The sequence below is a fragment of the Achromobacter aegrifaciens genome, assembly GCF_902859735.1.
Lineage (GTDB): Bacteria > Pseudomonadota > Gammaproteobacteria > Burkholderiales > Burkholderiaceae_B > Achromobacter > Achromobacter aegrifaciens.
On record NZ_CADIJY010000005.1, the window covers coordinates 400252 to 419754 of the forward strand.

The window sequence follows — 19503 nt, forward strand, 5'->3', positions numbered from 1 at the left end:
GTGACTCCTGCGAAGGGAGGGAAAGGGATGGGAATTGGAGGCGATGCGCGCTGGCCCGCGCGCGGCTGGCGCGCGCGCGGCCGCGGCCCCGTTCCATATGGCCGCCGCCGGCAGGCGTGCCGGGACTAGCGTACGGAAACGAGGGCGTGGGATCGGTCATCGGATGGGGAGCGCCAGGCGACGCGCCCCATCCGAATGGTCGGGTTCGCAGCCAGCCCTGGCGAAGCAAGTTGTATGCCATGGGGCATTCCCGCGACAAGTCGGGGAAACCTGATGGCCGGGCAGGATTATAGGCACCCTGGCGGGGATTGGTGGCACCAGAGCGGTGCGTGTCTGCCAAGGGGTGGACAGAGTGCGTAACCAGGTCAAAGTTCAGGGAGTCTGAAATTTCATCTGGGCAGGGGGCAAGAATCCTGGCGACGCTTCATTATTGTGCCTTGAACTCTGTTTGCACACTGGCGAAGGAAACAGAGCGGGCAGGTACACGCCAGTCTGAGAGAGTGGCGGCGGTGCGGTCCGACTTGACGTATCGGTCGCACAAATAGGGAGGCCCCACCGAAGTGGGGCCATCGTTCGGACCTAGTTGCATCACCAGCATTCACATCTGGGAGTGGCTTTTCTAGGGCAGCGCGTTGACTGTACCGTTTTTGAGCATGACTTTCAACCAAGCTTTCGGCGATGTGTGCAGGAGCGCCCTGCTTGGAAGGGGAGAATAGGACTAATGGAATGGAAACTGCGGGAAACGGTGTTCTCCGCCCCGCGAATGGGGCGCTATCTGAACAGCTATGGCGGAGACGCGTTGCGGGCGGCCGTTGCCTACGATCACAATGTCCGGTTGGCGCAGGCGCTGATGCCCGCCTTGCAGACAATGGAGATCGTTCTTCGCAACGCCGTCCATCGAAGCCTGAGCAGGTCGATGGGAAGCGCCGACTGGTGGAATGGTCTGCCCTCCCCTGAGTTCGAGTGGCTGCACGTGGCGGTGGGAGACGCGGGGATCAAGATCCGGCGACGCCGGGAACGCGTCACTACTGACAAGATCGTTGCCGAATTGACTTTTGGATCGTGGACGCGGCTGTTCAATGCCCAGCATGGGCGCACGTTATGGGGGCGCCTCCTCCTGGCCTTTCCCACCTGTCCGAAAGCCAAGCGCCGACGTGGCCCGATCAGTTCGTCCCTGAACCGCATTCGGGATTTGCGCAACCGGGTCATGCACCATGAACCGCTGCTGTGGGTAGAGCCTTCGGTGAAGGATATCCATGGCGATATCCAGGAGGTCCTGGATTGGATCGATCCGGGCATCAACCGCTGGCTCGTCCATCACGACTCCTTGCCAGCGAGATGGGCTGAATGCGCGGCGATTTGAACCGTCCAGCCCAGACTGAACGAAATTCGATGCATGGAACGGGCCGTTGCGGCTGCCCACACCCCGATCCAGGGCCCGCGCGCCTAAAATCCCAGGCATGAGCCGCGCGCGTGGCGCGGCAAGCTGGAAGACCCATGCAAGATATACAACTGCTGCTGGAACAGTACGGCGGGTGGCTGGTGTTCGCCAACGTGCTGGTCGAGCAGGCCGGCCTGCCGGTGCCCGCCTATCCCATGCTGATTGCCGCCGGCGCGCTGGCCGGCGCGGGTGGGTGGCTCGTGCCCTGGATGGCGGCTACGGTTGCCTGCCTGCTGGCCGACAGCCTCTGGTACGTGGCCGGCCAGCGCTACGGCTCGCGCCTGTTGGGCGTGATCTGCAAGATGTCGCTGTCGCAGGACTCCTGCATCCGGCAGACGCAGCGCCTGTACCTGCGCATCGGCGTGCGCGCGCTGCTGGTGTGCAAGTTCCTGCCTGGCGCGGGGGCGTTGTCCACCGTGATGGCGGGCCTGACGGGTACGCCCTACCGCCGTTTCCTGGGCTACGACATCGTGGGCTCCCTGATCTGGTCGGGTTCGGCCCTGCTGCTGGGCGGCCTGTTCCACAACGTGGTCAACGATGTGCTGGAAATCCTCGGCACCTACGGTGCGATGGGGCTGGGCGTGCTGGCGGCGGTGCTGGCGCTGTACATCCTGGCGCGCTTCCTGCGGCGCCGGATCCTGCTGCGCAGCCTGCGCGTGATTCCGCGCCTGTCGGTGGACGAGCTGATGCAGTGGCGCCAGGACGGCCGCAATGCGCTGGTGTTCGACGTGCGCCCCGAGGCGGTGCGCGAAGAGCAGCGCATCCCCGGCGCCATCGCCGTGGACCTGAAAGCGCCCTTGCCCCGGCTGGATGCCCAGGCGCTGGAATCCGACATCGTCGTGTACTGCGCCTGCCCCAACGAGGTGTCGGCCGCGCTGCTGGCGTCGCGGCTGCGCGCCGCGGGCTACCCCAAGACCTGGGCCTTGCGCGGCGGTTACCAAGCCTGGCAGGAGCACGAACACCCGCTCCCCCCGCAAGGCGCATAATTCCGCCATGAGCCCGCGCAGACGGCGGGCGGCCTACAAGGAGAGACAGGCATGCGGATTTTGTTCTTGGGCGCCGGCGGCACCGGCGGCTACTTTGGCGGACGGGCGGCCCAGGCGGGCGCGGACGTGACCTTCCTGGTGCGCGAGCCGCGCGCCGCGCGGATCCGCGAACAGGGCCTGCGCATCAAGAGCCCGCTGGGCGATGCCACGCTGCAGCCGCAGCTGGTCACGCAACAGACCTTGCAAGGCAGCTACGACGTGGTGGTGCTGAGCTGCAAGGCCTATGACCTGGCCAGCGCCATCGAGGCCATCCGTCCCGCGGTCGGGCCCGATACCGCCGTGCTGCCCATCATGAACGGCGTGCTGCAGTACGACGTGCTGGACCGCGAATTCGAACCGCATCGTGTGCTGGGCGGACTGTGCCAGATCAACGCCACCCTGGGCCCCGAGGGCGAAGTGGTGCATCTGGGCAAGTACGCCAACATCGTCTTCGGCGAGCGCGCCGGCCCCGCCCGCAGCGAACGCTGCGTCGCGCTGGAACAGGCCCTGGCCGGCGGCGAATACGTCAGCCGCCTGAGCACCGACATCTACCAGGACATCTGGGAAAAATACGTGTTCCTGACCACGCTGGCCGCAGCCACCTGCCTGATGCGCGGCTCGGTCGGGCAGATTGCCTCTACCGACGACGGCATCGACATCATGAGCGGGCTGCTGCAGGAATCGCAGGCCGTTGCCGCCGCGTCGGGCCACGCCGTGCGGCCGGAGGCTGACGCCTCGGCGCGCAAGCTGATTACCGACCGTACCCAGCCCGTCACCGCGTCGATGTTCCGCGACCTGAGCCAGGGACTGCCGGTGGAGGCCGACCACATCGTCGGCGACATGGTGCGGCGTGCCCGCACCCTGGGCGTGGACGCGACCTACCTGCGCACGGCTTACGCGCATCTGCAGGTCTATCAGGCGCAGCGCGCCGCGGCCTGAACGCCGCCCTGTCTGGCGGCCCCCTGTTCAAGCGGGCCCGCCGGGAGCACACTGGCCTGACGGCGGCGAAGACGCCGGCAGGGCTGCCTCTTCGGTTCGTTCCGGGCGGGTTTGCCAGGTATTGGTGCATAAATTGCAAAAAACTCATCCGGCTTTACGGGTTTTTTGATCGGATTTGTACGAATAGTATGGCTTTGCCTGAGCCGGAGCGTTGCGCCGCAAGTTGCGGCGGCTCTGGCTCCCCTACCCAAGGAGCAAGACCATGAAAGTTGCATTGATCGGAATCACCGGCCGCGTGGGTTCGCGCGTGGCGGACGAATTGCTCAAGCGCGGCCACCAGGTCACGGGCATCGCCCGCAACCTGTCCGACGTGAATCCGCAGCTCGGCCTGACCATCAAGCAGGGCGACGCCACCGATCCCGAAGCGCTGACCTCGTTGCTGAAGGGCCACGACGCCGTGATCAGCGCGTCGCGCTTCGTATCGTCGGACGCCAAGCCGCTCCTGAGCGCCGTGAAGGACGCGGGCGTGCCGCGCCTGCTCGTGGTCGGCGGCGCGGGCAGCCTGCTGGTTGCCCCCGGCAAGATGCTGATCGACACCCCCGAATTCCCCGATGCCTACAAGCCCGAGGCGCGCGCCGGCGTGGTGTTCCTGGACACGCTGCGCCATGAAAAAGTGCTGAACTGGACCTTCCTGTCGCCTTCGGCGCTGTTCGAGCCGGGCGAGCGCACTGGCCAGTTCCGTTTGGGCGATGACACCCTGCTGGCCGATGACGAAGGCAAGAGCTGGATCTCGATGGAAGACTATGCCATTGCGCTGGTCGATGAACTCGAGACGCCCAAGCATTCGCGCCGCCGCTATACCGTCGGCTATTGATCCTGGCCGTCCGCGGATCACGAAGGGCCTCGGCAAGAGGCCCTTTTCCATTGGGGGCCTAGGCCCGGAATCCATGTTTTTGTTTGTAAACTGGCGCACCGCCAGCCGGCGTTCCGACACCTGAGTTTGCCCCGTATGCGTATGAAGTTGAAATCGTTGGCCCTATGTCTGCTGGTTGCCGCCACCTGTCTGGCAGCCGCGCCGGCTAGCGCGGCCGCACCCCAGTCCAACAAGGACCTCGTGGTGGCGTTCTTTCGCATGATGTTCCAGGACCGCGACGTCGACGAGGCGGTGCGCCTGTACGTCAGCCCGAACTACGTCCAGCACAACCCCTACATGCAGGATGGCGTTGGTCCGCTGGTGGATTTCTTTCCCGCCTATTTCGAGCAGCATCCGCAGTCCATCGTTGAAATCAAGCGCGTGATCGCCGAGGGCGACCTGGTGCTGATCCACAACCTGTGGCGCGATTCGCCGGAAGACCGGGGTCAGGCCGTCATGGACATCTTCCGCGTGGAAGACGGCAAGATCGTGGAACACTGGGACGTGAGCCAGGAAATCCCCGAGAACCCCGCCAACAAGAACGGCATGTTCTAGGAAGCGCCGCATGTCCAGCATCGAACCCGTAGACCTGTCCCGCGCCTATCTACTGCTGAACCACGGCCCCACGGTGCTGGTGACCAGCGCCCATGGCGATGCGCGCAACGTCATGGCGGCCGCCTGGGCCATGCCCCTGGACTTCAGTCCGCCCAAGATGCTGGTGGTGGTGGACAAGAACACCTACACGCGCGGTCTGATCGAGGCGTCGGGCGAATTCGCGCTGTGCATCCCGTCGCGCGCGCAGGCCCGCGCCACGCTGCGGGTGGGCACCGATTCCGGGCGCGACGAAGACAAATTCCAGGCCAGCGGCCTGACGACCTTCCCCGCCAGCAAGATCGGCGCGCCGCTCATCAGCGGTTGCCTGGGCTGGCTGGAATGCCGCGTCGTGCCCGAACCGCACAACCAGCAGGCCTACGACCTCTTCATCGGCGAAGTCGTGGCCGCGTGGGCCGCGCCTGAAGTGTTTTCCGGCAATCGCTGGCATTTCCCCGACGACGAGCGCCGTTCGGTCCATTACGTGGCGGGCGGCTCCTTCTTCGCCACCGGCGAAGCCTTCAACGTTTCCGATCCGGAGTAACCATGATGCGCAGCGTATATCTGGCGGGTTTCGACGTGTTCCTGCCTGATGCGGCGGCGCACGGCAAACGCTTGAAGGCGCTGTGCGCCACCTACGGTTTCGACGGCCTGTTTCCGCTGGACAATGAAGCGCCGCAGGGCTTGTCCGGCCAGGCGCTGGCCCAATGGATCTATCGCGAGAACGTCGCGCTCATCCGGCGCGCGGACATGGTGATGGCGAACCTCAATCCGTTTCGCGGCGCCGAACCCGATTCGGGCACGGCATTTGAAGTCGGCTACGCCATCGCCTGCGGCAAGCCGGTATGGGCTTACACCGGCCAGGCAGGCTCGTTGATCGATCAGGTGGCGGTGGGGGCTGCGGCAGACGACGGCGCATCGCGCATGGTCGATGCCGAGGGCTACACCGTGGAAGACTTCGGCCTGAACCTGAATCTGATGCTGGCGTGCAGCGCCCGCATCGTCACGGGCAGCGCCGCCGACTGCCTGGCGCAGATGGCCCGCGAACCGGGACGCTGACCGTCCCGAACCATGGCGCGGCTAGCTGCGCGCCGTTTTCGCTGCCTTTGCTGCCTTCGGCGGCGCGCGGCGCGCGGCGGGTTCGCCCAGGTATCCCATCACCGCGTTGACCACGGCCTGTTCCAACTGCTGCGTCGAGAATCCCGCGGGCGGTTCCAGCGCCGCGGCATGCACCAGTGACTCCATGATGCGCAACACCACATAGGTCGCCAGATCCCGGTCCTGCTGCGCGATTTCGGCGCGATGCAGTTCCAGAAGATGGCGCATGCGCCTGTGGATATCCTGGTCCGCGCGGCTGTGTTCGTGCGGCTGGTCGAACAGCGGAAACTCCCTTTCCAGCACGCGGTGCAGCGCGGGTTCCAGCAGGTGGGCGTGCAGCATCGCCTCGACGATGGCCGCGACGCGCTCGCGCAGCGTGGCCGCGGGATTGCTGTCCAGGACCGAGTCGATGACGTCCAGCATCTGGTTGTCGTGGCGGTTGTGCAGCGCCGCGATCAGGGCGTTCTTGTTGGGGAAGTACTGATACAGCGAGCCGACGCTGACGCCGGCTGTTTCCGCGATCAGATTGGTATTGGTGCCCGCATAGCCGTGGGTGGCCAGAACGCGAGCCGTGGCTTGCAAAATCGTCTCTACGGTGTGCTGGGATCTGAGCTGGCGCGGCGATTTCCGGGGCTGTGGAATGGCGGTCATGGGTACTGTGAAAGGCGAGTATCGAATATGAGCAATGGCTCATAAAATTTCCAGCAGGCAATCCGGTTCATCGCCCGCACACGGGGATTATGCCATCGGCGGTTTTCAAACTGGTTCCGGTTTGCGCATCTCTCACTTAAGGAAATTCAATGTCGCATTCATCGACGGCCGGGGCCATGCCCGCGGCCCAGGGGCCCGTGCGCTCTGTCTTCGCGCAAGTGCTGCCGCTCGCGCTGGCGGTATTCGTCGGGTTCTTCATGATTGGCCTGCCCATGCCGGTGCTGCCTCTGTATGTGGACGGCACGCTGGCGCTGGGCGCGCTGGTGGTCGGGGTGGTGGCCGGCCTGCAGTTCGCCGCCGCCCTGTTGTCGCGCGCCTATGCGGGCTCGCTTGCCGACCGCCGCGGCGCCAAGCGCGCGGTGGTGGGCGGTTTTGTGCTGGGCTCCATCGCGGGCCTGTTCTATCTGCTGGCCGATGACCTGTCGGCGCGGCCGCAGGCGGCGCTGGCCGCGCTCTTGGCCGGACGCGCGCTGATGGGCTGCGCCGAAAGCCTGATCGTCACCGGCGCCCTGAGTTGGGGCGTGGGCCGCGTGGGGCCGCAGAACGCGGGCCGCGTGATGGCCTGGGTCGGCGTGGCGATCTACGCCGCCTATGCGCTGGGCGCGCCCGCCGGCATGCGGCTCTACGGCGTCACGGGCTTTGCCGGCATCGCCTGGGCCACGGCGCTGATTCCCCTGGCGGCCCTGGCGCTGGTGCTGCCTTTGCGCGGGGTGCGTGCGGCAGGCGGCGTGCGTACGCCTTTCTACCAAGTGCTGGGTCTGGTGCTGCTGCCCGGCGCGGGCCTGGCGCTGGCCAGCGTCGGCTTCGGCGTGATCACTGCGTTCGTCAGCCTGCTGTTTTCGCAGCGTGGTTGGGATGGCGCAGCGTGGATGTTCACTGCGTTCGGCGTGGGCTTCATCCTGGCGCGGGTGTTCTTTGCCGGCCTGCCGGACAAGCTGGGCGGCGCGCGCGTGGCGCTGGTGTGCGTGCTGATTGAAGCGGCGGGGCAGTGGCTGATCTGGACCGGAACCACGCCGGCATGGGCCTATGCCGGCGCGCTGCTGACGGGCGCGGGCTATTCGCTGGCATTCCCCGCTTTTGGCGTGGAAGCCGTGCGCCGCGTGCCGGCGGCCAGCCGGGGCGCTGCCATGGGGGCGTATGTGGCCTTCCTGGACGTGGCTTTGGGACTGAGCAGCCCGGCGGCGGGCTGGCTGGCCGGCGAGCAAGGCTATGGCGCGGTGTATGCGATGGGCGGCGCGTGCGCGCTGGCGGCGATGGTCGTCGCCATGGCGCTCAGGACGCGTAGGTAAAAAAGGCGGCCGCCGGTTCCGGCGCCGCCTGCTCAAGATCAGACCGTCGCGGCCATCTCCAGCACTTCGTCGTCGATCGCCTCGGCCTGGCCGTCCTTCAGCTGTTGCAGATGGTCGGCCAGTTCCGCGATGGTCAGCGCCACCAGTCCGTGCTGCGCGGCATAGCGCTCAAGCGCGGCGCCGCGCATCATCGTGCCGTCGGCATTCATCAGTTCGCACAGTACGCCGGCCGGGCGCAGGCCGGCCAGCACGGCCAGGTCCACCGAGCCTTCGGTGTGGCCGCGGCGGGTCAGCACGCCGCCCGGCTGGGCGCGCAGCGGGAACACATGGCCCGGGCTGACGATGTCATCGCTTTGCGCCGACGGCGAAATGGCGGCGCGGATGGTGGTGACGCGGTCCACGGCCGACACGCCGGTGCTGACTCCTTCGCGCGCTTCGATGGAAACGGTGAAGGCGGTGGCAAAGCGGCTCTGGTTGCGCTGGACCATGGGGGGCAATTCAAGCCGGTCCAGGGTTTCGCCGGGCAGGCACAGGCAGACGATGCCGCTGCCGTCGCGAATCAGCTGCGCCATCACAGGCACGGTCAGCTTGTCGGCGGCCACGATCAGGTCGGCTTCGTTCTCGCGGTCGAAATCGTCCATGAGAATGACGGGACGGCCCAGGCGCAGATGATGCAGGGCGCGCTGCAAGCGGGCGGCAAAAGGCTGCGAAGCCAGGCTGGGGATTGGGGACTGCGGGGTAAGGGTAACGTTGGACATTTGAAACGCTCTCGCAAGTTGAAAGGGGCGAAAAACGTTTCAGGGCTACTCGACAGCCGAACGCAATACGGCAGTCCGGGCGCGGGTGCGCCCGGTGCTACCGTTGTGCCGGCACATCTTCTCTCATCCGGACTATGACCGTCGGCCCTGGCATCTCACCAGATCTGCTGACCCCGGTGTCCGTGAAGGACGCCGGGCGCTCGCGGGCTCGCCATATTGCATGGCATACCGCCGGTGGGGAATTACACCCCGCCCTGAAGACGTACTGCATGTCGTGTTAACGACCTTGAGGATTGTACGCCTGTCCGGGGCTGGGGCCGGAATACGCTTGCTGCGCCTGGGGTCTTCGGCGGGGCGGGGTCGGACCCCGCTGATGCTCAGGCGCCGGCTTCGACGGCCTCGGGCTCGTCGGCTTTCTTTTTCTTCTTGGCCGGCAGCGCCAGCATGGTGCCGCGGCACGGCGGCGTGCCGCAGAGGCAGCGGTAGCCTTCCTTCAGTTTCTTGGTGATGCGGCCGTCCAGCACCAGGCCGTAGTCATACGACAGCTCGGTGCCGCGCGGAATGTCCTGCAGCGCGACGATGTAGACGCGCTTGCCGTGCTTGCCTTCCTGGGCTTCGCAGTTGGGCTGGCAGGAATGGTTGATCCAGCGCGCATCATTGCCCTGGTCGCCGCCGTCGATCACGCGGCCGGAGCTCAGTGCGAAGAAGAAAGTGTGGAAGGGATCGTCCGGATTGGTCGGATGACGGCGGTCGGCTTCCTTGGCGCTGATGCGTTCGCCGCCGTACTCGATGATGCGCGTGCCCGCGGGAATCTTGCGCGCGGCGAAGACGCCGTTGCCGTGCAGCTTGGAGCGGCGGACGGCATACCAGGGCTTGATCGGGGTGTCTTCGTTGGTCATTGCTCGATGGAAGTGGCGGTGAGACGAAACAGAATTATATCGGCGCGTTTTTGACAGCTTGATGGGCGTATAGTGTGCGCCGCCTTGTTCCTCCGGTTAGCACCATGATTGTCCGTCCGCGTCCTTCCGCGCTGGCTTTGTTCTTTGTCTTGCGCGGGTCCATCATCCCGCGGATCCTCAGCCGCATCCTCGTCATCACGGCGCTGTCCTGCTTCGTGGTGTGGATGTACCACCAGGCATGGTTCTCGCCCGCCCATCTGTCGGCGGTGCCGTTCTCGCTGTTCGGCCTGGCCCTGTCCGTGTTCATGGGCTTTCGCAACAACGTCTGCTACGACCGCTGGTGGGAAGCGCGCAAGCAATGGGGCGAACTGATCGTGCAGGCGCGCAGCCTGGCGCGCGAAAGCGCGGTGCTGCTGGCGGCCAGCACCGCCAATCCGGTGCAGGAACGCATCGTGCGCCGTTGCATCGGCTTCGGCTACGCGCTGGCGGCGCGGCTGCGTCAGGAAGACATGGCTTCTGCCGCGCGCCCCTGGGTGCAGCAGGACGAGGCCGAGACCCTCAACGGCTGCCGCAACGTGCCTGACGCCCTGCTCATGGCCATCAACCGCGACCTGGCGGCCTGTCTGCGGCGCGGGGAGCTGAGCGACATCCTGTACCAGGCCCTGACCCAGCGCGTGGCCGCCTGCGCCGCCATCCAGGCGGCTTGCGAGCGCATCAAGTTCACGCCCTCGCCCTTCGCCTATTCGCTGCTGCTGCATCGCACGGCCTGGCTGTTCTGCCTGTTGCTGCCCTTCGGCCTGGTGGGCACGCTGGAATACATGATGCCGGCGGCCGTCACCATCGTGGCCTACACCTTCTTCGGCCTGGACGCGGTGGGTGATGAACTGGAAGACCCCTTCGGCTCCGACGAGAACGACCTGCCGCTGTCGGCGCTGGCCCGGGTGATCGAGATCGACCTCCTGGAAGGCCTGGGCGTGCGGCCTCTGCCCGAGCCCGCCGTGCCGGTGGATTTCGTGCTGCGCTAGGGCGGAGCCTATTCCGCCAATCCCGTCAACGGCAGCTTGGTTTCCTTCAACCGGCGCAGCACAAAGCAGGATTTGCTGTGCCGGATGCCCGGGATGCGGTAGAGCTGTTCGCGCAGCAGCCGTTCGTAGTCGCGGGTGTCGCGCACGGCGATGCGGATGTAATAGTCGTAGTCGCCCGAGACCAGGAAGGCTTCGAGGACCTCGGGTATCTGCGCCAGCGCCCGGCCGAACTCGTACAGCGTTTCCTCGCTGTGGCTCTCCAGGGTGACGTGGACAATGACCGTGTCCATGAAACCCAGACTGGCCGGATCGATGTCCACCGTATAGCCGCGGATGACGCCTGCGCTTTCCATGCGCTTGATGCGGTTCCAGCACGGCGTGGACGACAGGCCCACCGCCGCGCCGATGTCGTTCAGGCTGGCGCGCGCGTTGTCCTGCAGCACCTTGAGTATGGCGAGATCAAATTTGTCCAGGTTCATTTTCTTTGATTCCTTAAAATCAAAGATAAATTTACTCCGTTCATCGGTTATCCGTGGAAAAGAAGATAAATATTCTTCCGATCTACGAATAAGATAGATAGCATGAACGATCGCCTGCACCCCACCGCCGCCGCCGCGCTTGCCGCCACTGAACGCCCCGCTGACAACGGGGCGAAAATTCTGCTCGATACGCTGATCGCGTGTGGCGTGGATACCATTTTCGGGTACCCCGGCGGCGCGGTGCTGCCGCTGTACGACGCCCTGTACGCCGAGCCGCGCCTGCGCCACGTGCTGGTACGGCACGAACAGGCCGCCGTGCATGCTGCCGAAGGCTATGCTCGCAGCACCGGCCGCACCGGCGTGGTCTTCGTCACTTCCGGTCCGGGCATGGCCAACACCACGTCCGGCCTGCTGGATGCCATGTGCGATTCGATCCCGGTGCTCTGTATCAGCGGCCAGGTTGCCACGGCCGCCATCGGCACGGACGCCTTCCAGGAGTGCGACGCCATCGGCATCTCTCGCTCCGTGACCAAATGGAATACGCAGGTCCGTTCGGTGGACGACGTGGCAGCGGTGACGGCCCGCGCTTTTGAGCTGACCCGCCAGGGCCGCCCCGGCCCGGTGCTGCTGGACTTCCCCAAGGACGTGCAGCTGGCCGTGCCTCGCGACGCGGACGATGATGCCGTGCCCTCGCAACAGAAGCTGGCCGCGCTGCGCGCACGCCGCCAGGCGGGCAAGCTGGCACCCAAGCTGCCGCAGTCGGCCGTGCGCCGCGCCGCCGCCTTGATCGCGCAGGCCAAGCGCCCCATCTTCTACGGCGGCGGCGGGCTGGTGAACGCCGGCCCCGAGGCCTGCGAGGCCTTTACCGACCTGGTGCGCCACACCGGCGCGCCCTGCACCCTGACCCTCATGGGCCTGGGCGCATTCCCCGCATCCGACGCGCAGTTCGTCGGCATGCTGGGCATGCACGGCACGGTCGAGGCCAACCTGGCCATGCATAACGCCGACCTGGTGGTCTGCATCGGCGCCCGCTTCGACGACCGCATCACAGGCAAGCTGTCGGAGTTCTGCCCGCATGCGCGCAAGATCCACATCGACATCGACCCGGCTTCCATCAACAAGGTGGTGCGCGTGGACGTGGCGCTGGTGGGCGACTGCCTGCCGCTGGTGCGCGCGCTGCGCGCCGAACTCGGCGAGGAACCCATGGACGCGGCGCGGCTGGCGCCCTGGTACAAGCGTATCGACGCCTGGCGCGCCCAGGACTGCCTGGGCTATACCCCGGCGGCCGACGCGATCCTGCCGCAGCATCTGATGGCGCGCCTGAACGACGCGCTGTCCGACCGCGATGCCATCGTTTCCACCGACGTGGGCCAGCACCAGATGTGGGCCGCGCAATACCTGCGCTTCGACAAGCCCAACCGCTGGCTGACCTCCGGCGGCGCCGGCACCATGGGCTATGGCGTGCCCGCCGCCATCGGCGCGCAGGTCGCCCATCCGGACAAGACCGTGGTCTGCGTCAGCGGTGACGCGTCGGTGCTGATGAACATCCAGGAACTGTCCACCGCCATGCAGCACCAGACGCCCGTCAAGGTCGTGTTGTGCAACAACGGCTACATGGGCATGGTGCGGCAATGGCAGGAGCTGATCCACGGCGGGCGCTACAGCCACAGCTACAACGCCTCGCTGCCCGACTTCGTGGCGTTGGCCCGCGCCTTCGGCTGGGGCGCGGCCCGCGTGGACGATCCGGCAAAGCTGGATGCCGCGCTCGCCGAATGCCTGGCGCATGACGGCCCCTACTTCCTGGACGTGGCGGTCGCGGCGCAGGAGAACTGCTTCCCGATGATGCCTGCGGGGCACGGGCATCAGAAGATGATGCTGGCCGAAGGCGTCTGGTATCAGGACGAGACGACCTGATCGCCGCAGGGCGGCATGCGCAGCCCAGCGCCCTGCTTCAAAACTGGATCGACAAACCGCCGTCCACCACCAGCACGTGCCCGTTCACATATGACGCCGCGGGCGACGCCAGGAATACGGCGGCGCCCGCGATTTCCTCCGGTTCGCCCCAGCGTCCCATGGGATTGCGCGTGGCGATGCGCGGGCCCACATCGGGGTCCGCCACCATGGCGGCATTGGTCTCGGTGGCGAAGGTGCCGGGCGCGATGGCGTTGCTGGTGATGCCGTGGCCCCCGAACTCTGCCGCCAGCGCGCGCACCATGCCCGTCAACCCCTGCTTGGCCGCGGGATAGACCGCATCGCCCGAGCGCGCCAGCTCGCCCACCACCGAGGTGATGGCGATCAGGCGGCCGCTGCCCTGGCGCACCATGCGCTCGGCGGCAAACTTGGCCAGCAGCATGCCGGCGACCATGTCGGTGTCGATGAGTTCGCGGATCTCGGCGGGACTGGTGTCGCGCAGCGTCTTGCGGTTGCGCGCGCCGACGTTGTTCACCAGGATGTCCAGGCGGCGGTGGTCGCGGTCTATGTCCTGGAAAGCGCGTTCCATGGCGGCGTCGTCGCTGATGTCAAAAGGCAGCGCATGCGCATCCAGGCCGGCGGCGGTCAATTCAGCCGCCGCGGCTGCGACGGCTTCTGCGTTGCGGCCGTTGATCAGTACGCGCGCGCCGCAGCCGGCCAATGCGCGTGCGATACAGAAGCCCAGCCCGCGGGCGGAGCCGGTCACCAGGGCGACTTGTCCCGTCAGGTCGAAGTTGCGCAGATACGGCAGCGTGTTCATGTCAGTCGTCCAAAGTGCTCTATCTCAATCAGGGCCGCGCGGATCCGGCTCCGCCGGTCCGCAGCGGCGCCCCCTGGGGGGAAGCGCGCAGCGCTGCGGGGGGGATTTATCTATTCTCGGAATTCCGGCGCCCAGTGCAGCAGCCGGCGTTCCAGCCAGGTCACACAATAAACCAGCGCGATGCCGACGATGGACAGCAGCGTCACCGCCGCGAACATGTCGGTGGCGTTCAGCGTCGCCAGCGCGGTGATCATCAGATAGCCCATGCCCGTGGTGGATCCGACGAACTCCGCCAGCACCACGCCGATCAGCGCAAAGCTGATGGCATTCGGCAAGGCCGCGAAGGTCCACGCGGCCGCGGTCGGGATGCGCACGCGCCACAGGATCTGGCGCGGCGAGCCGCCCAGCGTGCGGCAGAAATCCACCAGTTCGCGTTCTACTGCGCGTCCGCCCTTGTAGGTGTTGAAGAACACCAGGAAGAACACCACGAACCATGACGTCACCACCTTGGAGGCAAGGCCCAGGCCGAAGAACATGGTGATGAGCGGCACGAAGGCGATGCGCGGCATCGAGTTGAAGGCCACGATGAAGGGATTGAACACGTCGGCCAGGAAGCGGCTGCGGCTGAGCGTCATGCCCACCACGAAGCCGCTGCCCACGCCCACCAGCAGTCCCACCATGGTGGCCTGCAAGGTCAGCCACAGGTGCGGCCAGACCGAACGCGGGCCGGGCTGCAGCCATTCCCACAGGCGCACGGCCACCCGCGAGGGCTGGCTGATGAAGAAGGGATCGAACAGTGTGTTCTGGGCGAACCAGGGGATGCGCGTGAGTATCTCCCAGGAGCCCAGGATGACGGCAAGTATCAGCACCTGCCACAGGGTGATGCGCAGCCGGCGCGCGATGCTGGCGCGGCGGTCCAGCCGCAGCTGGTCCTGCAGGGAATCGGCGGAGTAAGTGGTGGTCATGACGCGTAGGGATTCAGGCGGCGGCGCGGAACTGCTGTCCCAGCACACTCCAGAGGCTTTGCACATGGGTCACGAACTGCGGTGTTTCGCGCAGCGTGAAGACATCGCGCGGATGCGGGATCTCGATGCGCTCGTCCAGCAGCACGCGGCTGGGCGGGCCGGACAGCACCACCACGCGATCGGACAGCAGGATAGCTTCGTCGAGGTCGTGCGTGACCATGACGATGGTCTGGCCCAGCTTGCGCCAGATCTCGATCAATTCGCGATGCAGGTGGGTCTTGGTGTGCGTGTCCAGCGCGCCGAAGGGCTCGTCCAGCAGCAGGATGCGCGGTTCGACCGCCAGGCTCATCAAGAGCGCCACGCGCCGCCGCATGCCGCCCGACAACTGGTGCGGAAAGGCGTCGGCGAACTGGCTCAGGTGGCCCATTTCCAGTAGTTCCGCCACGCGGCGCTCGATCTTGTCGGCGGCCACGCCCTGGAACTTCAGGCCCAGCGCCACGTTCTTCCTCACGCTGAACCAGGGCAGCAGCGTGTCCTTCTGGAAGATGTAGCCCAGGGCCGGCGGCACCTGCCCGTCCACGATCCGCCCGTCCACGTGGATCGTGCCGGTGGTCGGGCGCAGGAAACCCGCGATCATGTTCAGCAAGGTGCTCTTGCCGCAGCCGGACGGCCCGACGATGGAGACGAACTCGCCTTCCGGGATCGTCAGGCTGACCTCGCCCACCGCGTGTGTGGTGGCCTGGCGCGTCTGGTAGGCCTTGCCCACCTTGTCCAGCGTGATCATCAGAGGCCCCGGGCGCGGCGCACGAAGCTCATGTTCACGCAACGGTCGTAGGGCACGGTCTTGATCTCGTCATTGGAGAACTGGCGGCCGTCGCCCATGATGGCCGTCATGCGGTCATAGGCGTCCTGGGTGATGATGTTGTCCTTCAGGAACACCGTTTCCTTGTAGACGCCCAGCGTCTTCTCGATGGCGGCGCGCGGAAAGGCGTTCAGGTAATCGTCGTAGATCGCGTCAGTGACGGCGGCGGCGCTGTTGGCGCTGATGAAGTCCTGCGCGCGGACCAGGGCGGTCACGAAGGCCTGCACCACTTCCGGGCGCTTCTGGATGGTGTCCTGCAGGGTCAGGGCCGCGATGCCGGGCACGTCGCCGCCCATGAATTCGTTCCACGAACTCTCGGTCGTGGCGTCGAAGATGGGCACGCCCCAGCCTTCCTGTTGCGCCTGTTCCATCATGGACATGGTGGCCATGCTGGCGGACACGGAGCCGGTCTTGAGCGCGCCCAGCATGGTGGCCAGGTCGCCCAGCGGGCGGATGTCAACCTTGTCGGCCACGCCGGCCTTCTGCATCAGGTACAGCGCCATCAGCCAGGTGCTGGACTGCGGCTGGGTCGCGCCCACGCGCTTGCCGGCCAGGTCCTTCAGCGATTTGATCTTGCCGCTTTCAAAGTCCTCGCGGCGCACGATGACGTTGGCGTAGGTGAGCTTGCGGTCAAAGCCGAACACCAGCGTGGCGGGCTTGCCGGCCAAGGTGAGCGCGGGGGCGGCCGTGGCGGCGGTGGCGCCGAACGCGATCTGGCCCGCGGCCAGCAGCTGGTTGGTGCGCGGGCCGCTTTGCGAATTCAGGTATTCGACTTCCAGCCCGCCTTCGCCGAAGTAGCCCTTTTTCAGAGCCACATAACCCGCGGCAAAGAACGGGTCGATGCTGCCCTGGCCGTAGACGACGCGGCCCAGCTTGGGCTGGGCGAACGCGACGCGGCCATTGACCAGGCTGATGCTGGCCAACGCGCCTGCGGCGGCCAGCACGCGGCGGCGGGTGGTGAAGTCGGGGCTGTTGCTCATGTCGTCCTCGGAATAGGTCTGGTTGCAGCGGTTTGGCGTAGACAATACCCCAGCAACTGGCGTCCAACAATGGAAAACGCCCGGTTGCCCGGGCGTCGTGCGCGATGGTCGGGAGGCGGCGGCGCCAGGCGCCGCGCCCGTTTTACGCGGCGGTCTTTTTCGGCGCCGCCTTCTTCACCGCTTTCTTGGCGGCCGTTTTCGTGGCCGTCTTGGTGGCGGTCTTCTTCACCGCGGCCTTCTTGGCCGGCGCTTTCTTTGCGGCGGTCTTGGTCGCGGTCTTGGCGGCCGTCTTGGCCGGTGCGCGGCCGGGCTTTTCAGGACGCGGCTCGAACTCGAAGCCGATCTTGCCGTCCGGCTGGCGGACGAGGAAGGCCTTGAACTTGCGGTTGGTGCGGCTGGAGACGAAGCCGTCGAGCAGGTCGGTGCGGCCGTTGGTCAGCAACTTTTCCATTTGTTCGCGCGAGATCTCCTGCTGCAGGATGACCTTGCCCGAACGGAAATCGCAGCTCTTTTCGGGGCCGACGGATTTCTCGCAGACGTAGCTCATGCCGTGCTCGAACACGCGCGACTGGCACTTGGGGCAGGAGCCCACCGGCGTGTGGCCGGAGAAGTCCACGGCCTCGGAGTCGTCCTCGTCGTTCTGGCCGAAGTCGAATTCCAGCTTGTACTCGTCGCTGATGCGCAGGATGGCGGCGAACGGTCGGCCCATCTTGCTGATGAAGCCTTGCAGCGGACCGATTTCGCGCTTGGCCAGCAGCTCTTCCACTTCGGGCAGTTCGAAGGTGCGGCCGCCCGGGTGCTTGCCGATGGAAAAGTCGCAGGCGGTGCAGGCAAAGCGGCGATAGTTTTCCTTCACTACGGCGCCGCACTTGGGGCACGGCGTCTGCAGCGTGGCGTAGTCGCCCGGCACCGTGTCGCGCTCGTATTCCTTGGCGCGCTTGACGATGACCTGCGTCATCTGCGCGATCTCGCGCATGAAGGCCTCGCGGCCCAGTCCGCCCTGCTCGATCTGCTTGAGCTTGTGCTCCCATTCGCCGGTGAGTTCCGGCGAGGTCAGTTCGGTCACGTCCAGGCCGGACAAGAGCGTCATCAGCTGGCGCGCCTTGGCGGTGGGCACCAGGTCGCGGCCTTCGCGGCGCAGGTAGCTTTCGTTGAGCAGGCCTTCGATGATGGCGGCGCGCGTGGCCGGCGTGCCCAGGCCGCGCTCGGACATCGCTTCGCGCAGTTCCTCGTCGTCCACCAGCTTGCCCGCGCCTTCCATGGCCGACAGCAGCGTGCCTTCGTTAAAGCGCGCCGGCGGTTTGGTGGTCAGGCCGACGGCTTCCACGTCCTCGGTGCGCACGGTCTCGCCGTCCGCCACGGGCACCAGGTTGGCGTCTTCGCCTTGGGCTTCCTTGCCGTAGACGGCCAGCCATCCCGGGCTGACCAGCACCTTGCCGTCGGTGCGGAAGCGATGCCCCTGCACTTCGGTCATGCGGGTGGTGACGCGGTATTCCGCGGCGGGGAAGAACACCGCCAGGAAGCGCTTGAGCACCAGGTCGTACAGCTTGGCCTCGGCCTCGCTCAGGTCGTGCGGGATCTGCAGCGTGGGGATGATGGCAAAGTGATCCGACACCTTCTTGTTGTCGAAGATGCGGCGGTTGGGCTTGACCCAGTTCTCGCTGACCACCGTGCCGGCGTGGCGGGCCAGGCCGCCCACCGCGTTGGAGCCGCCCTGCGCCAATGCACGCATCGTCTCCTTGACGGTGTTGATGTAGTCCTCGGGCAGGTAGCGCGAGTCGGTACGCGGGTAGGTCAGCGCCTTGTGGCGTTCGTACAGGGTCTGCGCCAGCGCCAGCGTGGTCTTGGCCGAAAAGCCGAAACGGCCGTTGGCCTCGCGCTGCAGCGAAGTCAGGTCATACAGGGCCGGCGACATCTGGGTCGACGGCTTGGACTCTTCCGTGACGCTGCCGGGCTGTTCGCGGCAGGCGGCCACCACGCTCTGGGCGGCGGCCTGCGACCACAGGCGCGATTCGCGCTTTTCGGGGTCGCGGTCGTCTTTCTTGAATTCCGGGTCGATCCAGCGGCCTTCGTACAGGCCGGCGGCCGCCACGAAGGTGGCGCGCACTTCCCAGTAGTCGCGCGGCACGAAGCGGCGGATGCGCTCCTCGCGTTCGGCCACGATGGCCAGCGTGGGCGTCTGCACCCGGCCGACCGGGGTCTTGAAGAAGCCGCCGTCCTTGCTGTTGAAGGCGGTCATGGCGCGGGTGCCGTTGATGCCCACCAGCCAGTCGGCTTCGGCGCGCGAGCGGGCGGCCGCTTCCAGCGGCTTGAGCTGGACGTCGTCGCGCAGGTTGGCGAAGGCTTCGCGGATGGCGGCTTGGGTCATCGACTGCAGCCAGAGGCGCTGGATCGGCTTCTTCACGCCCGCGTACTGAATGATGTAGCGGAAGATCAGTTCGCCTTCGCGCCCGGCGTCACAGGCGTTGATGATGGCATCGACGTCCTTGCGCTTGGCCAGGCGGACCAGCAGCTTGAGCCGTTCGGCCGATTTCTTGTCGGTGGGGCCCAGTTCGAATTCGGGCGGAATCACGGGCAGGTGCGTAAAGCTCCACTTTCCCTTGACCGGATCGTTGGGCGCGACCAAGCTGAGCAAGTGGCCGATGCTCGACGCGAGTACGTAACGTTCGCTTTCAAAATAGTCGCCCTCGCGCGCAAAGCCTCCCAAGGCGCGTGATATATCGAGGGCTACCGAGGGCTTCTCGGCAATAATCAGCGTTTTATTCATGTGTATCCAGTGGCGGCAGTCCCGCCGTAG

The 19503-nt window shown here is 66.2% G+C and carries 19 protein-coding genes and 1 riboswitch; of the genes, 10 read left to right on the forward strand and 9 right to left on the reverse strand.

Annotated features, from left to right (window positions below; all coding sequences use genetic code 11):
• The first annotated feature begins 721 nt into the window (after nt 1–721).
• From HV766_RS17965 to HV766_RS17995, 7 genes are all read left to right on the forward strand, one after another.
• Nucleotides 722–1363: a hypothetical protein gene (locus HV766_RS17965; protein WP_175181617.1), complete on the forward strand. Its 642-nt coding sequence runs from the start codon at nt 722–724 to the stop codon at nt 1361–1363.
• Between the two features lie 134 nt (nt 1364–1497).
• Nucleotides 1498–2427 carry a DedA family protein/thiosulfate sulfurtransferase GlpE gene (locus tag HV766_RS17970; RefSeq protein WP_054455735.1) on the forward strand — a complete coding sequence of 310 codons (930 nt, stop codon included), beginning with the start codon at nt 1498–1500 and terminating at the stop codon, nt 2425–2427.
• 51 nt (nt 2428–2478) lie between these two features.
• Nucleotides 2479–3405 carry a 2-dehydropantoate 2-reductase gene (panE, locus tag HV766_RS17975; protein ID WP_054455733.1) on the forward strand — a complete coding sequence of 309 codons (927 nt, stop codon included), beginning with the start codon at nt 2479–2481 and terminating at the stop codon, nt 3403–3405.
• Between the two features lie 262 nt (nt 3406–3667).
• Nucleotides 3668–4279 (forward strand): NAD(P)-dependent oxidoreductase, encoded by a 612-nt coding sequence (locus HV766_RS17980; RefSeq protein WP_054455731.1) that lies wholly within the window; start codon nt 3668–3670, stop codon nt 4277–4279.
• Between the two features lie 135 nt (nt 4280–4414).
• A complete protein-coding gene (locus tag HV766_RS17985) occupies nt 4415–4873 on the forward strand; it encodes a nuclear transport factor 2 family protein (protein WP_082401097.1) in 459 nt (152 codons plus the stop codon).
• 10 nt (nt 4874–4883) lie between these two features.
• Entirely contained in the window at nt 4884–5453 is a 570-nt protein-coding gene (locus tag HV766_RS17990; protein WP_054455727.1) for a flavin reductase family protein, read from the forward strand.
• A gap of 5 nt (nt 5454–5458) precedes the next feature.
• On the forward strand, nt 5459–5968 hold the full coding sequence (locus HV766_RS17995) for a nucleoside 2-deoxyribosyltransferase (protein ID WP_054455939.1): 510 nt from the start codon (nt 5459–5461) through the stop codon (nt 5966–5968).
• Between the two features lie 21 nt (nt 5969–5989).
• Here the strand turns inward: HV766_RS17995 and HV766_RS18000 are convergent, their stop codons facing one another.
• On the reverse strand, nt 5990–6658 hold the full coding sequence (locus tag HV766_RS18000) for a TetR/AcrR family transcriptional regulator (protein WP_054455725.1): 669 nt from the start codon (nt 6656–6658) through the stop codon (nt 5990–5992).
• A gap of 149 nt (nt 6659–6807) precedes the next feature.
• Here HV766_RS18000 and HV766_RS18005 point away from each other — a divergent pair, with 149 nt between their 5' ends.
• Nucleotides 6808–8007: an arabinose transporter gene (locus HV766_RS18005; RefSeq protein WP_175181618.1), complete on the forward strand. Its 1200-nt coding sequence runs from the start codon at nt 6808–6810 to the stop codon at nt 8005–8007.
• Between the two features lie 38 nt (nt 8008–8045).
• Here the strand turns inward: HV766_RS18005 and ribB are convergent, their stop codons facing one another.
• Together ribB and HV766_RS18015 are read right to left on the reverse strand one after the other, a co-directional pair.
• Complete coding sequence (gene ribB / locus HV766_RS18010; protein WP_013390820.1) at nt 8046–8765, reverse strand: 3,4-dihydroxy-2-butanone-4-phosphate synthase; 720 nt, start codon at nt 8763–8765, stop codon at nt 8046–8048.
• A 111-nt stretch (nt 8766–8876) separates the two neighbouring features.
• Nucleotides 8877–9031, reverse strand: a riboswitch (FMN riboswitch).
• 111 nt (nt 9032–9142) lie between these two features.
• Complete coding sequence (locus HV766_RS18015; protein ID WP_054455721.1) at nt 9143–9664, reverse strand: SET domain-containing protein; 522 nt, start codon at nt 9662–9664, stop codon at nt 9143–9145.
• Nucleotides 9665–9768: 104 nt separating this feature from the next.
• Between HV766_RS18015 and HV766_RS18020 the strand changes: the two genes are divergently transcribed.
• Nucleotides 9769–10689 (forward strand): bestrophin family protein, encoded by a 921-nt coding sequence (locus HV766_RS18020; protein WP_054455719.1) that lies wholly within the window; start codon nt 9769–9771, stop codon nt 10687–10689.
• An 8-nt stretch (nt 10690–10697) separates the two neighbouring features.
• Here the strand turns inward: HV766_RS18020 and HV766_RS18025 are convergent, their stop codons facing one another.
• Nucleotides 10698–11168 (reverse strand): Lrp/AsnC family transcriptional regulator, encoded by a 471-nt coding sequence (locus HV766_RS18025; RefSeq protein WP_013390823.1) that lies wholly within the window; start codon nt 11166–11168, stop codon nt 10698–10700.
• A gap of 93 nt (nt 11169–11261) precedes the next feature.
• Between HV766_RS18025 and ilvB the strand changes: the two genes are divergently transcribed.
• Nucleotides 11262–13082 (forward strand): biosynthetic-type acetolactate synthase large subunit, encoded by a 1821-nt coding sequence (ilvB, locus tag HV766_RS18030; protein ID WP_119449794.1) that lies wholly within the window; start codon nt 11262–11264, stop codon nt 13080–13082.
• A 37-nt stretch (nt 13083–13119) separates the two neighbouring features.
• On the opposite strand, the gene HV766_RS18035 is transcribed toward ilvB, so the two are convergent.
• The 5 genes from HV766_RS18035 to HV766_RS18055 form a co-directional block, all read right to left on the reverse strand.
• The gene (locus tag HV766_RS18035; RefSeq protein WP_175181619.1) at nt 13120–13899 is read right to left on the reverse strand and encodes an SDR family oxidoreductase; all 780 of its coding nucleotides are present in this window, start codon (nt 13897–13899) and stop codon (nt 13120–13122) included.
• A gap of 110 nt (nt 13900–14009) precedes the next feature.
• Complete coding sequence (locus tag HV766_RS18040) at nt 14010–14864, reverse strand: ABC transporter permease (RefSeq protein ID WP_054455713.1); 855 nt, start codon at nt 14862–14864, stop codon at nt 14010–14012.
• Nucleotides 14865–14877: 13 nt separating this feature from the next.
• The gene (locus HV766_RS18045; RefSeq protein ID WP_054455711.1) at nt 14878–15648 is read right to left on the reverse strand and encodes an ABC transporter ATP-binding protein; all 771 of its coding nucleotides are present in this window, start codon (nt 15646–15648) and stop codon (nt 14878–14880) included.
• Complete coding sequence (locus HV766_RS18050; protein ID WP_119449796.1) at nt 15648–16706, reverse strand: ABC transporter substrate-binding protein; 1059 nt, start codon at nt 16704–16706, stop codon at nt 15648–15650. The genes HV766_RS18045 and HV766_RS18050 overlap by 1 nt, the downstream gene beginning before the upstream one ends.
• Before the next feature lie 142 nt (nt 16707–16848).
• A complete protein-coding gene (locus HV766_RS18055; RefSeq protein ID WP_119449797.1) occupies nt 16849–19473 on the reverse strand; it encodes a DNA topoisomerase III in 2625 nt (874 codons plus the stop codon).
• Between the last annotated feature and the right edge of the window lie 30 nt (nt 19474–19503).